The sequence below is a fragment of the Pseudomonas sp. GW821-FHT05H12 genome, assembly GCF_059419385.1.
Map to the genome: position 1 here is coordinate 1 of NZ_JBWKRS010000044.1, position 16,200 is coordinate 16,200.

The window sequence follows — 16,200 nt, forward strand, 5'->3', positions numbered from 1 at the left end:
CCCCCCCCCCCCCCCCCCCCCCCCCCCCCCCCCCCCCCCCCCCCCCCCCCCCCCCCCCCCCCCCCCCCCCCCCCCTCACTACAAATAGCAGGCGTTGATCCAATCGGCCGGGTGTTCGGCCAGTTGTTTGGCCACGGGGAGGTAACGCGGGTCCAACTGCGCCGCCAACCAGAACAGCGTGGCGCTGCTCTTGGGCTGCCAGGTGCCGGCGTACCCGGCCTCGCCGACCTTGGCGCGGTCTTTGTCGAATTGCACGTGGGTATGCACGAACTCTTCGTGGCTGCGTTGCCCGGTGGCATAGGGCACGAGCCAATCCAGCGCGGCGCCCAGTGATGCGCCATTGGCGCTGAGCGTCAGCCAGTCGCCGCCGTAGGGCTTGGCCGCCAACGCGGCCTGCACCAGGGGCTCGAGGTCGTAGACTACGTAATGCAAGGCGTCGCGGTCCTGAAAGTCCGTCACCGAACCGTCAGGCAGCACGTTATCGGCAATCTGCTGTTTGAACAGTTGATGGGCCTGCTCCAGCATCGCCCGGTCACCCAGCGCGGCGGCCGCCACGGTCACCAACTTGACGCGATGGCTCTGCCAGTTGTTGGTCTGGGTACCTTTTTTCTGCCCGTGAAACTGCTGGATATGCGCGATGTAACCGTTGCCCAGGCGGCTGATCAACTGGCGGGCGGCCTCGCGGGTCTGCGGGTGCAGGTGGTCGGCCGTCAGCGCGTAGGCATTGATCAGCATATCGAGGTTGGTTTCGTCGATCGGGTTGAAGTCCGGCTGGTACACCTCGGCCCAGGCGGCGAGGTAGTCATCGACCTGCTTGAGGTAACGCGCATCGCCGCTCAAGCGCCAGGCCAGGGCCGCTTGGCGCAGGATCGGCCAGTCTTTTTCCGCAGTAATGCTCTGCTCGCGAATCCCTTGATGGGGCAGGGTGCCTTCGGTGTGCAGGTGGGCCAGCGGGTGAGGCTGGTCGCCCAGATGGCGTTCGGCAGCGGCCAGCAGGGCTTTGTTCGTCGGGTTGGTGGCGGTGGGCTGGCACAGGTCGGCGGCCAAGACTGCGTGGGACAGCGCAGCCAGCACGGCAGCCAGGGCAAAGGCAATTTTGTTCATGAAGGGCTCGGCAGGATTGGCACCAAAATACGCTAGCACGCGACCGAATCCGCCGAGATGAAACTGCCGTATGCTTAGGCTCCCGTTCAGCTCGCCCACAGGAGCGCCCATGACCTTGCCGTTTGTGAAGATGCACGCCCATGGCGACGACTTCATCATCATCGACCGCCGTGGCCTGCACGACCCCATCACCGCGCAGGTCGCGCGCACGCTCGGCGACCGCCACACCGGCATCGGCTTCAACCAGCTGGCCGTAGTGCTCGACTGCGACGACGCCGCTGCGCGCATCAAGTTCTGGAACCCCAACGGTACGCCCCTGGCGACCTGCGGCAGCGCCACCCGTGGCGTGGCCGACCGCCTGATGCACGAAGCCGGCACCGACACCGTCGTGTTGCGCACCGATCGTGGCCTGTTGACCTGCGAACGTGCCAGCGGGCAGTGCGTCTCGGTGGACATGGGCCAGCCCTCCCTGGACTGGGCGGCCGTGCCCCTGGCCGAGGCGCTGGACACTTGCGTGTTACCCATCGAGGGCAACCCGGCCGCATGCAGCATGGGCAATCCGCACCTCACGTTTTTTGTGGAGGACATCCACACGGTCGACGTCGCGGCACTCGGCCCGGTGCTGGAAGTTCACCCGCTGTTCCCGGCCAAGACCAACGTGCATTTCGTGCAGGTGCTCGACCGTGGCCGCATCCGCCTGCGCATCTGGGAACGTGGCGGCGGCGTGCCGCTGGGCTCGGGGTCGTGCTGCTGCGGGGCGGTGGTCAACGGCATCCGCCGTGGGTTGCTGGACGACCGCGTCGAGGTGCAGTGCGACGGCGGCAGCGTCACCGTGCAATGGGACGGGCAGGGCGGCGTGGTGTTGACCGGCCGCGTGGAGCCGATCATGCAGGGCACTGCCTGCGGTTTCTAGAACGTTACGGTAAAGGTGGTGCCCTGGGTGGCGCAGGAACTCACGGCCACGTCGCCACCGTGCACCCTGGCCAGTTCGCGCACGATGTACAGGCCAAGGCCCACGCTGCGCACATCACTGCCCTGGTCGGTGCCGCGGGTCATGGGTTCGAACAGCCCGGCCAGCAACGTTTGCGGGATGGCTGCGCCGTGGTTGTGCACCGACACTTCGCAGCCGCTGTCGCCCAGGCGTGAGGTGATGGTGATCGGCCGCAGCAGGTCGCCATACGCCACGCTGTTGGCCACCAGGTTGCCGATGATCTGCTGCACGCGGTCGGCATCCAGGCAAGCCTCGCCGCTGCCGTCGGCGGTGTGTTCCAGCGTGGCCTTGGGGAAGGCCACGCGCAGCTCGTCCACGGCGCGATGAATCACCGCGTGCAAATCCAGCGGCGCGGCCTTGATGGTAATGCCCTGGCCGACCCGAGCCTGGGTGAAGTCCAGCAGGTCGGCGATCATCCGTTGCGCACGCTCGGAGGATTGGGCGATATGCCCCAGCAACTGGCGCTCCTTGGCGGTGCGCTCGCCCCGGTTGAGAAAGTCCGACGCCATGCGAATGGCCGTCAGCGGGTTTTTCAAGTCATGGCTGACGATCGCCACCATCTGCTCGGCAAACAGCGCGCGGCGCTGGGCGATGGCGTACGCCTCGCTGAGTTCGGCCTGGGCGTTTTTGAGGGCCAGTTCGGTGGCGGTTTTTTCCTGCAGCAGCGCCTCGGCCAGGTTGCGCGCGTTGAGCAACTCGCGCTCGTACTTGTCGCGGTCGGTGGTGCCGAACAATGCCAGGTCATGCACCACGCCGTCGGCCTGTTCGCGCTTGAGAGCATTGAGCAGCACGGTCACCTTGTGCCCGTCGCGGTGCAGCATGTCGAGCTTCACTTCGGTGACGCTGCCGCGCATGCGCAACATGGGCGCCAGGTGAGTCTGGTGGAAGATCCGCCCGCCCATGGTCAGCAGGTCCTGGAAGCGCCGGCCGCACAACTCGGCGGTGCTGAACCCCAACCAGTCGCTGAAGCGGGCGTTGGCTTGCAGGATCGTGCCGTCTTCGGCGGTGACCGCCAGGGCACAGGCGGCGCTGTCGAACAGGTCAACTGGCATGAGCGACCGCCCACGGCGCCAGGAAAACTTCCATGGCCGCCGCGCACGCCTGTGGCGCGCTCATGTGCGGGCAATGGCCGACGTTATCGACCAGGCAATAGGTGCTGTTGGGCAACACGCTGTGCAGGTATTCGCCCACGGCGACCGGAGCGATCAGGTCATCGCTCGATTGCAGAATCAGCACCGGGGTGGTGAGGCCGCTCACGTCCTGACGGTTATCCGACAGGAAGGTGACCCGCGCAAATTGCTTGGCGATCTCCGGCTCGGTGCGGCAGAAACTGTCGGTCAGTTCCTCGCTCAGCGCCGGTTGCCCAGGCGCGCCCATGATGACCGGGGCCATGGTGCTGGACCAACCGAGGTAATTGCTGTCGAGGGTGTCGAGCAGGTCGTCGATGTCGCTGCGCTTGAAGCCGCCGACATAGCCGACGTCATCGATATAGCGCGGGGAAGGGCCGATCATCACGTGGGCGGCGATACGCCCGGGCACCTGGCGGTCGGCGAGGGTGCCGATCATCGCGCTGACCGAATGGCTGACCAGGATCACCGGGCCGACGGCAAAGGCGTCGATCAGCTCGTTCAAGTCACGGGCATAGCCGTCCAGCGTGCTGTACTTGGCCTTGTCGAATGCACCCAGGTCCGAGAGACCGGCGCCGACCAGGTCATACATGACCACCCGGAAGCGCTCGAAAAATTGCGGCGCCAGGTAGTTCCACATGGCCTGGTTGCAGCCGAAACCGTGGGAAAACACCAGGGTCGAGGTGCCGTGGCCCATCACACTGACGTTGTTGCGGTGTCGTAGGTCCATGGGCTTCTCGGTTATGGCGTATTGCTAGCGTGTTGGGAGTTTAGATAGTCAAAGGCGTGGGGTCACGCGTTATAGCGCCGATAGGGTAAAGTCGGCGCCTTCAGGAAGAAACTTCAGGTAACAAAACATGATGGCGACTCTGCGGCAATCGATCGTGAGCCTGATGGCCATGCTGTTCATCGGCCTGTTGAGCACCGCCCAGGCGCAGAGTTCGCCCATTGGTGTTGCCCTTGACCAGCGGGTGATCGACCTTACAAACACCCTCGATGCGGGCACGACCACCCGTCTCAAAGACCAACTCGCGGCGCTTGAGCAACGTAAAGGCGCGCAAGTGGCGGTATTGCTGGTGCCCACCACGGGTGGCGCGAGCATCGAGGACTATGCCAACCAGCTGTTTCGCGCCTGGAAGCTGGGGCGCAAGGATGTCAACGACGGCATCCTGCTGGTGGTGGCCAAGGAAGACCACAAGGTGCGCATCGAAGTGGGTTACGGCCTTGAAGGCACCGTGACTGACCTGCTGGCCCACCGCATCATCGAAGAACACATCACCCCGGCGTTTCGCCAGGGCGACTTTGCGGGCGGCGTGCAGCAGGCGGTCAACGATTTGACCCTGCTGGTGGACGGCGGTGATCTGCCGGCGCCGGCTGCACGAGAGGTTAACCCTCAGTTCATTGCGCTACTGCTGGCGTTTATCGCCGGGGCCATCGGCGGCGTGCTGATGGCAGCCGGGAAGCTGCATTGGCGCCGTGCGTTGATTGCCAGCGTGGCGGCCACGGTGTTGCTGACCATTTACGGCGGTGGCCCTGACTGGCCGATGTACTTGCTGGTGTTGCCGTTGACCCTGCTGATTGGCGGCGCCACCTTCGGCGCATTGTGGATGGCGCGCGTGGTGTTTTACAGCGTGGTCGCGGTGCTGGCGTATATCGTCGGGTTGTTGGGGGTGGATCACTTCGTGGCAGTGGACTTCGTGCGCTGGCTGGCGATGCCACTGGGTGGCGCCTTGGTGCTGGGGTTATACGCGGGGTTGTTCTTTGTCATCCGCGAATCCTGGAGAAAAAGCCCGCGCTTTTTCATCGTACGGGTGCTGGCGGTGGCGGCGGTGTACGTGGCGGTGGGGATGTTGCTGGGCCATGGCTACCAGGACTGGCTGGTCGCGATACCGGCGGCCTCGATCGTGGCGTTTATCGTGTTTGTGCAGAGCATTTCCGAGGGCGGTTCGGGGTCGGGCGGTGGCTCGTCGGGTTCGAGTTCAGGCAGTTCCAGCTCCAGCAGTAGCAGTTCTTCGGGTGGCGGTGGCTCCAGCGGCGGCGGCGGAGCCTCCGGCAGCTGGTAAATGATTCCTCGCACTTGTAGTGAGCGAGCTTGCCTCGCGCCGCGGACGACGCAGTTCCCCCTGAAAAAAACACGGCGCCCGGGCTGGGGCGACGCGTTCCATCAGGTGGGGCGCAGCGCGGGGCAAGCCCGCTCACTACAAGGGTTTGTGGGCGATCCAGCCCTTGAAGCTGAAGCCAGCGTAGAACAGCTCCACGCCTTCGAACCCGGCCTCAACTAGCAAGGCCGCATCCGCCTCGGGCGACAACACCGGCAACTTCTCACTGATCGCCGCTATCGCTCGCTCGGCATCCGCCGCCGGCACACCTGAATCCACCGCAAACGCGGCGTAGCGCTTCAACCACCGGGCTTTCTCATCTGACGCCTGGGGGAAGCTGTGGTGCGCCACAATCAAAGGCGCCCCAGGCCGCAAGCGTTGCCATAACGCTTTGAGCGTCTGCAGGCGCTCCTCGGCCGGGATGAAGTGCAGGGTCAGCAGGCACGTGGCCCCATCGAACGGGCCCGCTGGCGCCGTGTCGATGTACCCTTCATGCAACTGCGCGCGTTCCTGCAAGGGCCCCAACGTCGCATGCGCCAGCTTCAACATCTCTGCCGACGGGTCCACCCCCACAAAACGCCAACCCGGTTCCGCCTCGGCAAACCGCTTCAACTCCAACCCGCCGCCAGCCCCCAGCACCAGCACATTGCCCGTGGCCGGCACGTTTTCGCGCAGCAGTAACGTGGTCATGCGTTGCAGGCCTTCAAAGCCCGGCACCAGGCGCACAGGGCCTTCGGCGTAACGGGCGACGGCGTCGGGGTCGGAAAAAAAGCTCATGGCGGGCTCCTGTAAGGTGGGCGAGGCGACAACCCTACTGCGGCAAACCAGCAGTGGCAATTGCCTCAAGGAATCAGGGATCATGTCGATATGATCTCATCGCTCACAAGGACCGTCACTCGATGAAACTGCTGAAACTCGCCGCCGTCTTGACCCTGCCACTGCTCGGCGCCTGTTCCTCGGACTACCACTACAAGAATTACCAGGGTGATTGGGCCCCGGAAAAACTGCACCCCGTCGACCTCTCCAACAACGCCCCCGACGCCGCACTGGTGTACTTCGACACCTGGCGCGAGCGTGAGCTGGGCATTCCGTTCCACCGCCTGGTGCTTGCCCTCGAAGTGGACGGCGTCAAACTGCCCGGTGCCGGGCGCACGTCGATCCTCAACGTCACCGGCGAACAGGCGCTGAAACTCAGCCCCGGCAAACACTCGCTGCGTTGGTGCAACGTGTCGATGAATGCCCTGGGCACCGGCGGCGCGTTCTGCAACAACGGCGCCGACGACGTCGACTTCAAGCCCGGCCAGCGTTACGTGGTGACCTTCCGCCTGACCGCCAGTACCAAGGGCGTTGGCCCGAACTACAGCACCGAATACCGCACCTATTCGAGCATCCGCAACCTGGACACCCAGGAAGTCATCTTCCCCGTGTCGGGGCAGCAGGGTTGAGCGCCGTGATCCGCCAGGCCGCCCCCCGGGACGCCCTGTGCATCGGTGTGCTGGGCATGCAGGTGTTCCTCGACACCTACGCCACCGAAGGCATTCGCTGCGCGATTGCCAAAGAGGCCCTGCACGCCTTTGCCCCCGAGTCCATCGCCCAACTGATCGAGCAACCCGGCACATTGTTGCTGGTGGCCGAAGTGAACAACCATCTGGTGGGGTTCGCCCAGCTCACACTCAACACCCGCCACGCGATGATCGAGGCCGGTGACGTTGCCGAGTTGCAGCGGCTGTACATCCAGGAGCGCTTCACGGGGCAGCGCATTGGCCAGCAGTTACTCGACGCGGCGGAACAGCAAGCGGCTGCGGGCGGGGCTTCGCTGCTATGGGCGACCGTGTGGGTGGGGAATGAACGGGCGCTGGGTTTTTACCCTCGGCGCGGGTATGTGGAGCTGGGTTCGCCCACCTATACCTTTCAAGGGGAAACCCATGAGAACCGTCTGTTTGGCAAAGCCCTGAGCACTACAGCGACTTAGACAGAAACACCCGGCAGCTGCCCTGCGGCTCACAAGGAACCTCGCCAAACCGCACCCAGCCGTGCTTCTCGTAAAACCCCGGCGCCTGGAAACTCAGGGTGTACAACACTGCATTGCGGCAACCCCGGCGCCGGGCTTCGTCTTCAAACGCCTGCAACAACTGGCTGCCCAGGCCTGAACCGCGCAGGGATTCGGGCAGGTGGAACAGGTCGAGAAACGCTGTGCCCAGGGTGGTCTTGCCGGTGATGCCGCCGAGGGTTTGCTGGGTGACGGGGTCTTTGATCAGTACCGTCAGCGAGCGCCGGTCGTTATAACCGGCGACTGCCTCATTGAACGTCGCCAACCCGCTGCCCAGGAGTTGCTCGGCTTCGGCGTTGGTTTGGTCACTGATTTCAATCTGCGGCGCCAGCATCAGAGGCTTCTCACCATCTCATGCCACGCCATCCCGCCGTGATCCGAGGGCGATGGCTGCACGTAGTCATAACCCATGCGCTCATACAGCGGCACATGCTGCGCCTTGCACATCAAATGAATCGTCAGCTTGCCCATGTCACGCATGCGCTGCACAAACTCGGTCATCAACGCCTTGGAATAGCCTTTGCCCTGATGCGCCGGGTCGACCACCACCGACATGATCACCACATTCGGCGCCTCGGGCGAATGGCCCACCAGTTCCTTGAAGGCCTCGTCCGACATCACCACGTCAAACGCGCAGCCACAGTTGATAAAACCCACCACCGCGCCATCGGCTTCCAATATCAGAAAACCTTGCGGGTACTGCGCAATACGCGTGGCGATTTTCTCCAGCGTCGCCGCTTCGTCGCCTTCGTAGGCGCTGGTTTCGATCTCAAAGCAACGGGCGGCGTCGGCGGGCAGGGCATTGCGGAAGGTGAGGGCGGGCATGGGTATTTCCTGAGGCGCTAAGCGAAAGCCCACATCATAGGCATCAGGCCAGATCACTGCCAGCCATGCCGCCGCTTTCGCGGCCTCGCTAAAGCTCGACGGCTCCCACATTAGAACAAGCATCGCCCATCCCCCGTGGGAGCAACTGTCTTAAAGGTTTTAAAAAACCATCATCAAGCCAGCCATAAAAACTCCCACAGTTGACCGAGTACACCCGCTGATCTGTCCTCACTGTAGGAGCCGGCTTGCCGGCGATACCGATCCATCAGCGAGTAAAGTTGTAGCTGACCCACCGCCATCGCTGGCAAGCCAGCGCCTACAGTAGATCTTCGTCGGTACGCAGACCCCTGTGGGAGCTGTCGAGCGCCAGCGAGGCTGCGAAGGCGGCAGCCCAGGCACCACAAACCTCCCCTCAAAACCCAATACTCCGTTCACCAAAAACCAGAAAACCCGCCAAAGCGGGTTTCCTCACAGCTCACATCAACTCAACCCACAACAGGCGAATCAAACCCCCGCCGCTCAATCACCGAAAACACATCCGCCACATCCTGGACCATGATCCGGGCAGTATTGGCGACGGTATTGATGTCGTGCTCGGCGTAGTCGGACACATTGGAGCAGGCCATCAGATGCAGGTAGGCGAGTGCGGCGTTTAGACGTTCACTGGCGCAAGCGTGCAATTCGCTGAGTGGCGCGTCGCTGTCGATCAGCAAAACGGGGTAGTCGGTAGCGGTTTGAGACATGGGGGTGAAGCGGCGGGGCGGGTGTTGAGTCGTCATGGTGTAAATCCTCAAGTAAAAAGAATTACCACCGGTTCTGCTGCGAAACAGATTGGGTGGCAGTTGTGCGCGGGTTCGCAGACCGGACGATTTACACCAAAACCCGGCAGACCCGAGGGTCTCCCACGCACAACCGCCATAAAACATTGGGCAGCCGAGAGCCGGCTTGGCATGTCTAACGGTATTGGTGTGAATCGTTTTAGGGCTGCGAAACCCCGTCACTGGCGGGTGCCAACGACAGGTCGAACTATAAGGTCCTGCTAGCTAGGGTGCAACCAAGGGGACGTATAAAATCTCACCCGCCAAACCCGGCAAGCCATCTGCATTCGAGCTAATCAGCCTTTTGGGTTGGGGTTGTTAACTGAAAAATTGGCAGCGATCACGGTTGCGATTCCCTAGTGGCTTGGTCAGTTTTCGAAAACCACACAGAGATGCGTTAGAGCTATGCAGTACCAACTGCCATCCGCCCATCGAAAAATTATTGGAAACGACTATCTCCTTGGTGATGTCATTCTGATATGATCGCGTGAATAAGTGGCCTTAAAATCCCTATTTCGTAGTTATTTGATAATGAGCGGGATAGAGGAAGCACAAAGGCCTTAGGAGCAATTGTAAAGCAGGAGCAAAAGCACTCATGTCTCGTAGACCTCAGACCAAGAATCCAGTACGTCCCGCCATAATTTTTAAGCTAATGTCTAGAGTGATAGCTCTAGATAAACGTAACTTGGCCAGAGGTTATGCTTCGAAAGAATTGCGTGTCAGTTCTGAAATAGAGGCTATACGTGAGGGGAACTCTCTTGAAGATATAATGACAATTGGGTCTTTGCTAAAAGGTACTGATGGGCTTTTGGGTGGTAGTAAAAAGAAAGTTAGTACTGATTTGTTTAAGTTTACCGGTTTTAGTCCGCTGGGCTGGAAAGATGAAATCCGATACACCGCCGGTTACTTGAATTCGTTCGAGTCTGAATGTTTGGATGCCGTGCAATTGATGCAGCCATTAGGCCAGATAGAGCGCTTGGACACAAACTTTGCTTTGGATGCGGTGCATTCGCTCGCAAGCGCATATGGGGCATCAAATTTTCTCTCATATAAACTAGCCTATCTTCGTGTTGCTCGGCAGCTAACCGCGCCACAACTAGCGAAAATTCATAGTATTGAGGAAGAGTTTGTTCATAGGGATAAGCCGGGCTTTCACTTTAGTGCATTAGAAAATCTTAGCCCGAGAATCTCTCTGTTTTTGATTGCGCAGCGGAGAGTTAGTAGTTTGGTTGGCAAGGTTAATGGGGAGCTCAGGAAGTCATATGTTCTGAGTAACTTCATTCCTACGCCCCTTGATGATGATGATTTGGCTGCATTTCTATTGCGGGCTAGTGAGTCATCTCTCCTAGATACCTTGCACGCCCTGGTTGTGATTCTAAATCTTCAGGAGAAGTTTCCTGCGCAAGTTTGTGAACTTAAGAAAAGGCTTAACCCTTGTGTGCTGGCTGCGTTGGAAGACCTGATAGCATATAGTTCAGCGGTGAACGATGGTCTTATAGTTACTGAGCATTACCGAAGTGGGGATGGCGATAGTGAGTCTTCTCTAGATTTGTACCGTTTGTCGTCAGCATTTCTCGAGCGAAAGCATTTAGCAGAGTTTAGGCACGAGCTTGATTGTGTGATTGGAGCAAGATTATTAGCCGAGATTATCACAGGGAAATCTGATTGTTTCGGTGGTGGGATTTCAGATAAGCATATTCTATTGCAGTCTGATGGTTCGATTGTCAGGGCCCAACCTAGAATTTTGTTGGATTCTTTTTATCGTACCTTTTTGTTTTTGCAGTTTATAAAGGATCGTACAAATTTTCTTGATTTAACGGATGATGACATAACGTACATTTTTGAGAATACGGTTTCTCTTGAAAGCTTATTTACCGAGGCAGAGCTTCGATCTGTTTACGGGTTGGCTCCGGATGAAAGTCAAAAATTAATTGCGGTTTTGGCTTTGGCGCTATTTCGTAAAACATCAATTGATCCGGATGTGGATTTTGAGTTTCGGGAAGATTTAGTTGCGCATGTTACGTCACGCCATAATGGGTCAATAGTGGAATTTATTGATTACCTAATTGGCGACTCACCTCAGATTGCAAGCTATATAGCGGAATCTCTTGATGAGGTTACGCTGGAGAAAATGTACGAGATTATTAAAACCGCTTCGCAGGCTGCGGAAATTCGAAGGGATTTATTAAGGCTTTTGGGTCGTAAGCTCAATCGTATTGAGTACTTAATAGAGGCGGATGCTATCGAAACTAGGTCAAAGCTTTCCACTTTGCAGAAGTATTTCGATAGTAGTCGTATGTACGTTGATAGCGTTGCAATGAAAAAGTGGCTGGATGGAAATCCATCCGTTTCAACTGAGCAGTTCAGAACACTTCAGCCAAGTATTCAAGCGACACTTCGTACAATTGAGTCTGAGCCAGGTAAGAGTAAAGATATCTACCTCGTAACACTGAATGCTCAAAGTGAAGGCTTGATTGAACAAATAGCTAAAGACTCCTTTGAGCAGTTTTGCCTAAATACGGAGTTTGGTATTGAGTCCTATTTGGGGCGACGAATTCGCCATAATACTTTGGATGGTGTTACAACAGAGACGGTAGATGCAGTGTTTAATAAGCCTGAGTACCATATGGGGCCCAGCATGAAACGAACTATCGATGCTTGGACCGCTCAGTATAGAGCTATTGTCGATAAGTTGCGTAAGGAACATTTGCAGTTTAAGTCTGGCGGCTCTTTGTTTAATGCAAATGTTGATCTTGAGGATTCTGCCACTAGAGAGAATATTCGCTTGTTATCAAGCAGTCTTCGCACGGCAGGTAGTCAGCTTTTAAATGATTTGGTTATCTCTTTTTGCTGGAAGCAAGTCTCCCCTCAGCTTGAGAATGCTGCTAGATATATTAAGACGGAGCTTCTGAAAGAGGCAACGAGCAGTATAGATAAGCACTTTTCGGGAGCGTTTGGAAGTGTCGAAGAGCAGATTAAGATTGGGCTTCATGAGGCTGTTAGTAGTGTGTTTATGAAAGTTGCTGATTGGTTCAGAGTGCCCCAGACTGGCTTTATATCGGCATCTGTTAAAGAGTTGTGTGAGATTATCCTGTACGATTTGAATAGATCACGAGCCGTAGAGTACGTGGGTGGTGCGCTCGGAAATAAATACACTGGTATTAGTGTGCATAGGTTGTACGACTGTTTGGCCGTTCTTTTGCAGAATGCCCTCACTCATGGTGCCGAAGGTGAGTCTGTTGTCGTAAATGTTACGGCTCGCAAGGCTGAGGATAATGATATTTTAGATGTGGTTTTTGTAGAGGTGACTTCAGTAGTTGCGTCCGAACTTTACGAGAATTCAAAGCAGCGTATTGAGAGATCAATCAGCTCGATATTAAATGGTATTGATATGGTTACCGAAGGATATACAGGTATTAAAAAGGTAAAGTTTATTACGCAAAAAAGTGAGGGGCAGCACACTGTAGAGTGTACTGCTGATGATGAGGCTAAATCTCTGAAGCTGAGTTTTTCTTTGCATTCTGAAGTTGTATTGGATGACTCAGTTGGGGTGCGCGATGAACAAGTTGTTGCTTGTTGAGGATGAAAATCATAAACGGGATGAGATAAACGGTTGTATTAAGGAGGTTTTCGATTTGTTACCCGATATGGCTGATAGCGTAAGCAGTGCTGTGCTGAAAGTTAAGTCGGGAAATTACGATCTCATAATTCTGGATATGGCACTATCTACGTTCGGGGAGAGCGCCGCGGATAATAAAAAAGGACATGACCAAGCGCAGGGTGGAATTGAAGTTCTCCGAGCTCTCAAGGCGTACAAGAAACATACAAAAATATTGATAGTTACGCAATACCCGGACTTTTTTGTTGGTGGCGCTAAAGTCAAGTTAAAGAGCTCTATTGACATTATACGTGAGAAGTATTCGCAAGATGTCGTAGGTGCGATTCTTTATACTTACAAGTCAAAACAAACTTTGCAAAAAATAACATCTATATTGAGATCTGTTCGTGAAAATATTGCTTATTGAAGATGATGATTTAAAGTCTCAGGCGATTTTGGCTCATTTGAAAGAGCGGGATATTGCAAGCAGTGATATTGTCCATGCTAAAAACATGACTGATTTTGCAGCATGCCTTGGTAATGAGATCGGTCTGTTTATAATTGATTTTAAGGTTCCGAATCTAGATAGTGGTAGTGCTATTCTGAATGGTAAGGTGATTCTTGAATCTATAGTGAAGGCTGGGAAAAATGATGCGCTTCTTCTCGCGATCAGTTCCTATCCTGCTGAATTTCCAGAGCTTCGTGATGAGTTTGAAGCGCAGGGCTGTATTCTCGCCGATTACAGAAATACTTCTGGGTGGAAGTCTACACTGGACCATCTTCTAACTCAGCTGAAAAAGAATGTTAGATTTGATTTTCTCATTTTCTGTGCTTTGAAAGAAGAGCGGAGACCCTACAGCGCCTTTATTGACGGGCGTGCAGTAACTCGTTCGGGTATAAATTTTCTAGATTTCAAAATTGATAGGGCGAGGGGGGCGGTTGTGATACTGCCTCAAATGGGGCTAGTTAACGCGGCTGTCATAGCTGCGACGTGTATCGATAGATACAAGCCAAAGCTCGTTGCTATGAGTGGGATCTGCGGTGGCTTTGAAGGGCGGGCGGAGCTGGGTCAACTACTCGTTTCGAAAATGACGTACGAATATCAGAGCGGAAAGTGGTGTGATGAAGGGTTTCAAAATGATCCCTATCAAGTACCTACTGACGCTGGGTTCGTATCTTTTATGGAACTGCTACTCGACCAGGAGGACCTCTTAGAAGAACTTGAGAGAGGGTTTAAAGGTGGAGGCAGGCCTTCAAAACAAACTGCTCCTGCAGTTGGTATATTTACTAGCGGTTCTGCGGTTGTCGCGAGTCAGGAGTACATGGATCAAATAAAAAATCTACACAGAAAAGTAAATGGTTTGGATATGGAGATTTTTGCTATACAAAAAGCGGCGGAAATATCTATTGTTAAGCCACTATGTTTGTGCGCCAAGGTCGTCGTGGATCTATGTAATGCGGAAAAGGGTGATAATATTCACCAATATGGTTCGTATGTTTCCGCAAAGTTCGTATTAAAAGTTATTGGGGAACACTTTTCCTCAAGATAAGGTGGTTGCTCATCAAGTAGCAGAGCTGATTCTGATGTTGACTTTCGAATCTGTAAAATTTGATTCGTATATTTTTGTCTGATGAAAATAGTTTTTTCTCAGCCAAGGTTATTCTGGAAGCGCGAGAAGTGATGTTCTGGGTAAGCAAAAATTTTGACATTAAAAGTTGTTCGGTCGCATGTGGTAAGGTTGGGTGGCAATGATAACTCAAATGGTTAATAGCATTTTTTGGTTGTCATTTAATAGTACTCTATCTAGCGGTTAAGCAAGCGACCACATGGACCTCAGGATAAGCCTTTCGAACACCTTTATGGATTCGCCGTCAACATAAAGACCCGGGGTCGGGTCTTTATGGGCTTGCTTGTATAGTTCGTTGGCCGATCGAGTTAATTCGTATATCCGTTTAATGGATGCTTTTGGCTGGTAGGCTTCTGTCTTGACCGTCGGCATTAGGGCGAATAGTCAATTTCAAAAGACTTCGGTCAGTTTAGTCAAACCTCACCCACCAACTTCCCCCCCTCCATCCGGCGCTTATACGCACTGTCCCGACTCGCCAACCAGAAATACAACGGCGACGTCACCACCAACCCCACCACCCAGGACAAATCCGCCCCGTTAATGTGCTCGGAGATCGGCCCCACATACAGCGGCGTGTTCATGAACGGAATCTGCACCGCAATCCCCACTGCGTACGCCAGCAGCGCCTGTGGGTTGTACTTGCCGTAGATCCCGCCATCCACGCGGAAGATCGAGGCGATGTCGTATTTGCCTTTGTGGATCGCGTAGAAGTCGATCAGGTTGATCGCTGTCCACGGCACCAGTACCACCAGCAGCACCAGCACCATGTCGACGAAGTGGCCGATGAAGTCTTTGGAGGCGAACACCGCCGCGATGGCGCAGGCCGCCAGCACCAGGGTGGAGATTACCGCGCGGCTCTTGGCCGTTGGGATCCAGCGGTAGGCGAAGGTCTGGATCAGGGTGATGATCGACAGCACGGCGCCGTACAGGTTGAGGGCGTTGTGGCTGATCACGCTGAGCAAGAACAGCACCAGCATCAGCGGGCCGATGGCGCCGGTGGCGAGTTTGACGGCGTCCATGGTGTCCATGCCCACGGGCGTGGCGAGCACGGCGACGGCGCCGAAGATGAAGGCCAGGCTGGAGCCCAGGGCAGAGCCCAGGTAGGTGGTCCAGAAGGTCGACGCCACCGGTACGTCGGCTGGCAGGTAGCGGGAGTAGTCCGACACGTAGGGGGCGAAGGCGATTTGCCAAAGGGCCGCCAACGACACGGTCGCCAACCAGCCGGAGATGTTGAATTCGCCGCGGGTCAGAAAGTCGGTGGTCTGTACGTGGGTGAAGATGTAGCCGAAGCCCAGCACGATGCCGGCGCCGAGCACCCAGGTGCCAATGCGGTTGAGCACGTGGATAAAGCGGTAGCCGATGATGCCGATGATGCCCGAGCCAATGGCGCCGATCACAATGCCCACGGGCACCGGCACGCTGTCGACCACGCCGTGCAGGGACTTACCCGCCAGCACGATGTTGGAGGCGAAGAAACCGATGTACATGACGCCGGCGATCACCACCACCAGCAATGCGCCGAGGGAGCCGAACTGGGCGCGGCTCTGGATCATCTGCGGGATGCCCATTTGCGGGCCCTGGGCCGAGTGCAAGGCCATCAGCACGCCGCCGACCAGGTGGCCGACGAGGATGGCGACGATGCCCCACAACAGGTTCAGGTGGAACAGTTGCACACCCAGTGCACCGGTGACGATCGGTAGCGGCGCGATGTTGCCGCCGAACCACAGGGTGAACAGGTCTCTTACCTTTCCATGGCGATCTTCCGGGGGCACGTATCCTATCGTGTGTTTTTCGATGAGCGGGGCGGAGGATGTTGCAGTGGTAACCATGACGAGCTCCAAGGCAAGGTGAGTACGTTGACGTACTTCGCTGTGCGCCGCACGGGCGGGCGCTTTGTTGTTGGAGTGATCATCTGCAATGGACGCAGGGAGGTAAATTAGTAAGTTTGTTGCTATAGACC

Annotated in this window: 15 protein-coding genes; 7 read left to right on the plus strand and 8 right to left on the minus strand. The window is 56.4% G+C overall.

Going from position 1 to position 16,200, the window contains the following annotated elements:
• Window positions 1-78 precede the first annotated feature (78 nt).
• Window positions 79-1,104 (minus strand): alginate lyase family protein, encoded by a 1,026-nt coding sequence (locus AC07SU_RS27275; protein WP_494998816.1) that lies wholly within the window; start codon window positions 1,102-1,104, stop codon window positions 79-81.
• Between the two features lie 109 nt (window positions 1,105-1,213).
• On the opposite strand from AC07SU_RS27275, the gene dapF reads away from it, so the two are divergent.
• Window positions 1,214-2,017: a diaminopimelate epimerase gene (gene dapF / locus AC07SU_RS27280; protein WP_494998817.1), complete on the plus strand. Its 804-nt coding sequence runs from the start codon at window positions 1,214-1,216 to the stop codon at window positions 2,015-2,017.
• Here dapF and AC07SU_RS27285 read toward each other — a convergent pair.
• Together AC07SU_RS27285 and AC07SU_RS27290 are read right to left on the minus strand one after the other, a co-directional pair.
• A complete protein-coding gene (locus AC07SU_RS27285; RefSeq protein ID WP_494998818.1) occupies window positions 2,014-3,147 on the minus strand; it encodes a PAS domain-containing sensor histidine kinase in 1,134 nt (377 codons plus the stop codon). The two genes, dapF and AC07SU_RS27285, sit on opposite strands and share 4 nt — an antisense overlap.
• The gene (locus AC07SU_RS27290; RefSeq protein ID WP_494998819.1) at window positions 3,137-3,952 is read right to left on the minus strand and encodes an alpha/beta fold hydrolase; all 816 of its coding nucleotides are present in this window, start codon (window positions 3,950-3,952) and stop codon (window positions 3,137-3,139) included. Before AC07SU_RS27290 ends, AC07SU_RS27285 begins: the two co-directional genes overlap by 11 nt.
• A gap of 127 nt (window positions 3,953-4,079) precedes the next feature.
• On the opposite strand from AC07SU_RS27290, the gene AC07SU_RS27295 reads away from it, so the two are divergent.
• Entirely contained in the window at window positions 4,080-5,285 is a 1,206-nt protein-coding gene (locus AC07SU_RS27295; RefSeq protein ID WP_494998820.1) for a TPM domain-containing protein, read from the plus strand.
• A gap of 135 nt (window positions 5,286-5,420) precedes the next feature.
• Here AC07SU_RS27295 and AC07SU_RS27300 read toward each other — a convergent pair whose 3' ends face one another.
• On the minus strand, window positions 5,421-6,098 hold the full coding sequence (locus AC07SU_RS27300) for a class I SAM-dependent methyltransferase (protein WP_494998821.1): 678 nt from the start codon (window positions 6,096-6,098) through the stop codon (window positions 5,421-5,423).
• Between the two features lie 122 nt (window positions 6,099-6,220).
• Here AC07SU_RS27300 and AC07SU_RS27305 point away from each other — a divergent pair, with 122 nt between their 5' ends.
• Both AC07SU_RS27305 and AC07SU_RS27310 read left to right on the plus strand, forming a co-directional pair.
• On the plus strand, window positions 6,221-6,766 hold the full coding sequence (locus tag AC07SU_RS27305) for a hypothetical protein (RefSeq protein WP_494998822.1): 546 nt from the start codon (window positions 6,221-6,223) through the stop codon (window positions 6,764-6,766).
• A 56-nt stretch (window positions 6,767-6,822) separates the two neighbouring features.
• Window positions 6,823-7,293, plus strand: a complete 471-nt coding sequence (locus tag AC07SU_RS27310; protein ID WP_494998850.1) for a GNAT family N-acetyltransferase — start codon at window positions 6,823-6,825, stop codon at window positions 7,291-7,293.
• Here the strand turns inward: AC07SU_RS27310 and AC07SU_RS27315 are convergent.
• From AC07SU_RS27315 to AC07SU_RS27325, 3 genes are all read right to left on the minus strand, one after another.
• On the minus strand, window positions 7,280-7,705 hold the full coding sequence (locus AC07SU_RS27315) for a GNAT family N-acetyltransferase (protein WP_494998823.1): 426 nt from the start codon (window positions 7,703-7,705) through the stop codon (window positions 7,280-7,282). The genes AC07SU_RS27310 and AC07SU_RS27315 overlap by 14 nt on opposite strands.
• The gene (locus AC07SU_RS27320; protein WP_494998824.1) at window positions 7,705-8,196 is read right to left on the minus strand and encodes a GNAT family N-acetyltransferase; all 492 of its coding nucleotides are present in this window, start codon (window positions 8,194-8,196) and stop codon (window positions 7,705-7,707) included. Before AC07SU_RS27320 ends, AC07SU_RS27315 begins: the two co-directional genes overlap by 1 nt.
• A gap of 485 nt (window positions 8,197-8,681) precedes the next feature.
• Window positions 8,682-8,975, minus strand: coding sequence for a fructose-bisphosphate aldolase (locus AC07SU_RS27325; protein WP_494998825.1), 294 nt, complete (start codon window positions 8,973-8,975; stop codon window positions 8,682-8,684).
• A 634-nt stretch (window positions 8,976-9,609) separates the two neighbouring features.
• Between AC07SU_RS27325 and AC07SU_RS27330 the strand changes: the two genes are divergently transcribed.
• From AC07SU_RS27330 to AC07SU_RS27340, 3 genes are read left to right on the plus strand one after another with little or no spacing between them, the layout of a single operon-like run.
• The gene (locus AC07SU_RS27330; RefSeq protein ID WP_494998826.1) at window positions 9,610-12,594 is read left to right on the plus strand and encodes a hypothetical protein; all 2,985 of its coding nucleotides are present in this window, start codon (window positions 9,610-9,612) and stop codon (window positions 12,592-12,594) included.
• Complete coding sequence (locus tag AC07SU_RS27335; protein ID WP_494998827.1) at window positions 12,572-13,039, plus strand: response regulator; 468 nt, start codon at window positions 12,572-12,574, stop codon at window positions 13,037-13,039. The genes AC07SU_RS27330 and AC07SU_RS27335 overlap by 23 nt, the downstream gene beginning before the upstream one ends.
• Entirely contained in the window at window positions 13,020-14,162 is a 1,143-nt protein-coding gene (locus AC07SU_RS27340) for a 5'-methylthioadenosine/S-adenosylhomocysteine nucleosidase family protein (protein ID WP_494998828.1), read from the plus strand. Before AC07SU_RS27335 ends, AC07SU_RS27340 begins: the two co-directional genes overlap by 20 nt.
• A gap of 491 nt (window positions 14,163-14,653) precedes the next feature.
• Here AC07SU_RS27340 and AC07SU_RS27345 read toward each other — a convergent pair whose 3' ends face one another.
• On the minus strand, window positions 14,654-16,069 hold the full coding sequence (locus tag AC07SU_RS27345; RefSeq protein WP_494998829.1) for a purine-cytosine permease family protein: 1,416 nt from the start codon (window positions 16,067-16,069) through the stop codon (window positions 14,654-14,656).
• Between the last annotated feature and the right edge of the window lie 131 nt (window positions 16,070-16,200).

Bases quoted from the DNA above. Each gene is read 5' to 3' on its own strand.
- AC07SU_RS27275 (WP_494998816.1), bottom strand. From the start codon at position 1,104: ATGAACAAAATTGCCTTTGCCCTGGCTGCCGTGCTGGCTGCGCTGTCC.
- dapF (WP_494998817.1), top strand. From the start codon at position 1,214: ATGACCTTGCCGTTTGTGAAGATGCACGCCCATGGCGACGACTTCATC.
- AC07SU_RS27285 (WP_494998818.1), bottom strand. From the start codon at position 3,147: ATGCCAGTTGACCTGTTCGACAGCGCCGCCTGTGCCCTGGCGGTCACC.
- AC07SU_RS27290 (WP_494998819.1), bottom strand. From the start codon at position 3,952: ATGGACCTACGACACCGCAACAACGTCAGTGTGATGGGCCACGGCACC.
- AC07SU_RS27295 (WP_494998820.1), top strand. From the start codon at position 4,080: ATGATGGCGACTCTGCGGCAATCGATCGTGAGCCTGATGGCCATGCTG.
- AC07SU_RS27300 (WP_494998821.1), bottom strand. From the start codon at position 6,098: ATGAGCTTTTTTTCCGACCCCGACGCCGTCGCCCGTTACGCCGAAGGC.
- AC07SU_RS27305 (WP_494998822.1), top strand. From the start codon at position 6,221: ATGAAACTGCTGAAACTCGCCGCCGTCTTGACCCTGCCACTGCTCGGC.
- AC07SU_RS27310 (WP_494998850.1), top strand. From the start codon at position 6,823: ATGCAGGTGTTCCTCGACACCTACGCCACCGAAGGCATTCGCTGCGCG.
- AC07SU_RS27315 (WP_494998823.1), bottom strand. From the start codon at position 7,705: ATGCTGGCGCCGCAGATTGAAATCAGTGACCAAACCAACGCCGAAGCC.
- AC07SU_RS27320 (WP_494998824.1), bottom strand. From the start codon at position 8,196: ATGCCCGCCCTCACCTTCCGCAATGCCCTGCCCGCCGACGCCGCCCGT.
- AC07SU_RS27325 (WP_494998825.1), bottom strand. From the start codon at position 8,975: ATGACGACTCAACACCCGCCCCGCCGCTTCACCCCCATGTCTCAAACC.
- AC07SU_RS27330 (WP_494998826.1), top strand. From the start codon at position 9,610: ATGTCTCGTAGACCTCAGACCAAGAATCCAGTACGTCCCGCCATAATT.
- AC07SU_RS27335 (WP_494998827.1), top strand. From the start codon at position 12,572: ATGAACAAGTTGTTGCTTGTTGAGGATGAAAATCATAAACGGGATGAG.
- AC07SU_RS27345 (WP_494998829.1), bottom strand. From the start codon at position 16,069: ATGGTTACCACTGCAACATCCTCCGCCCCGCTCATCGAAAAACACACG.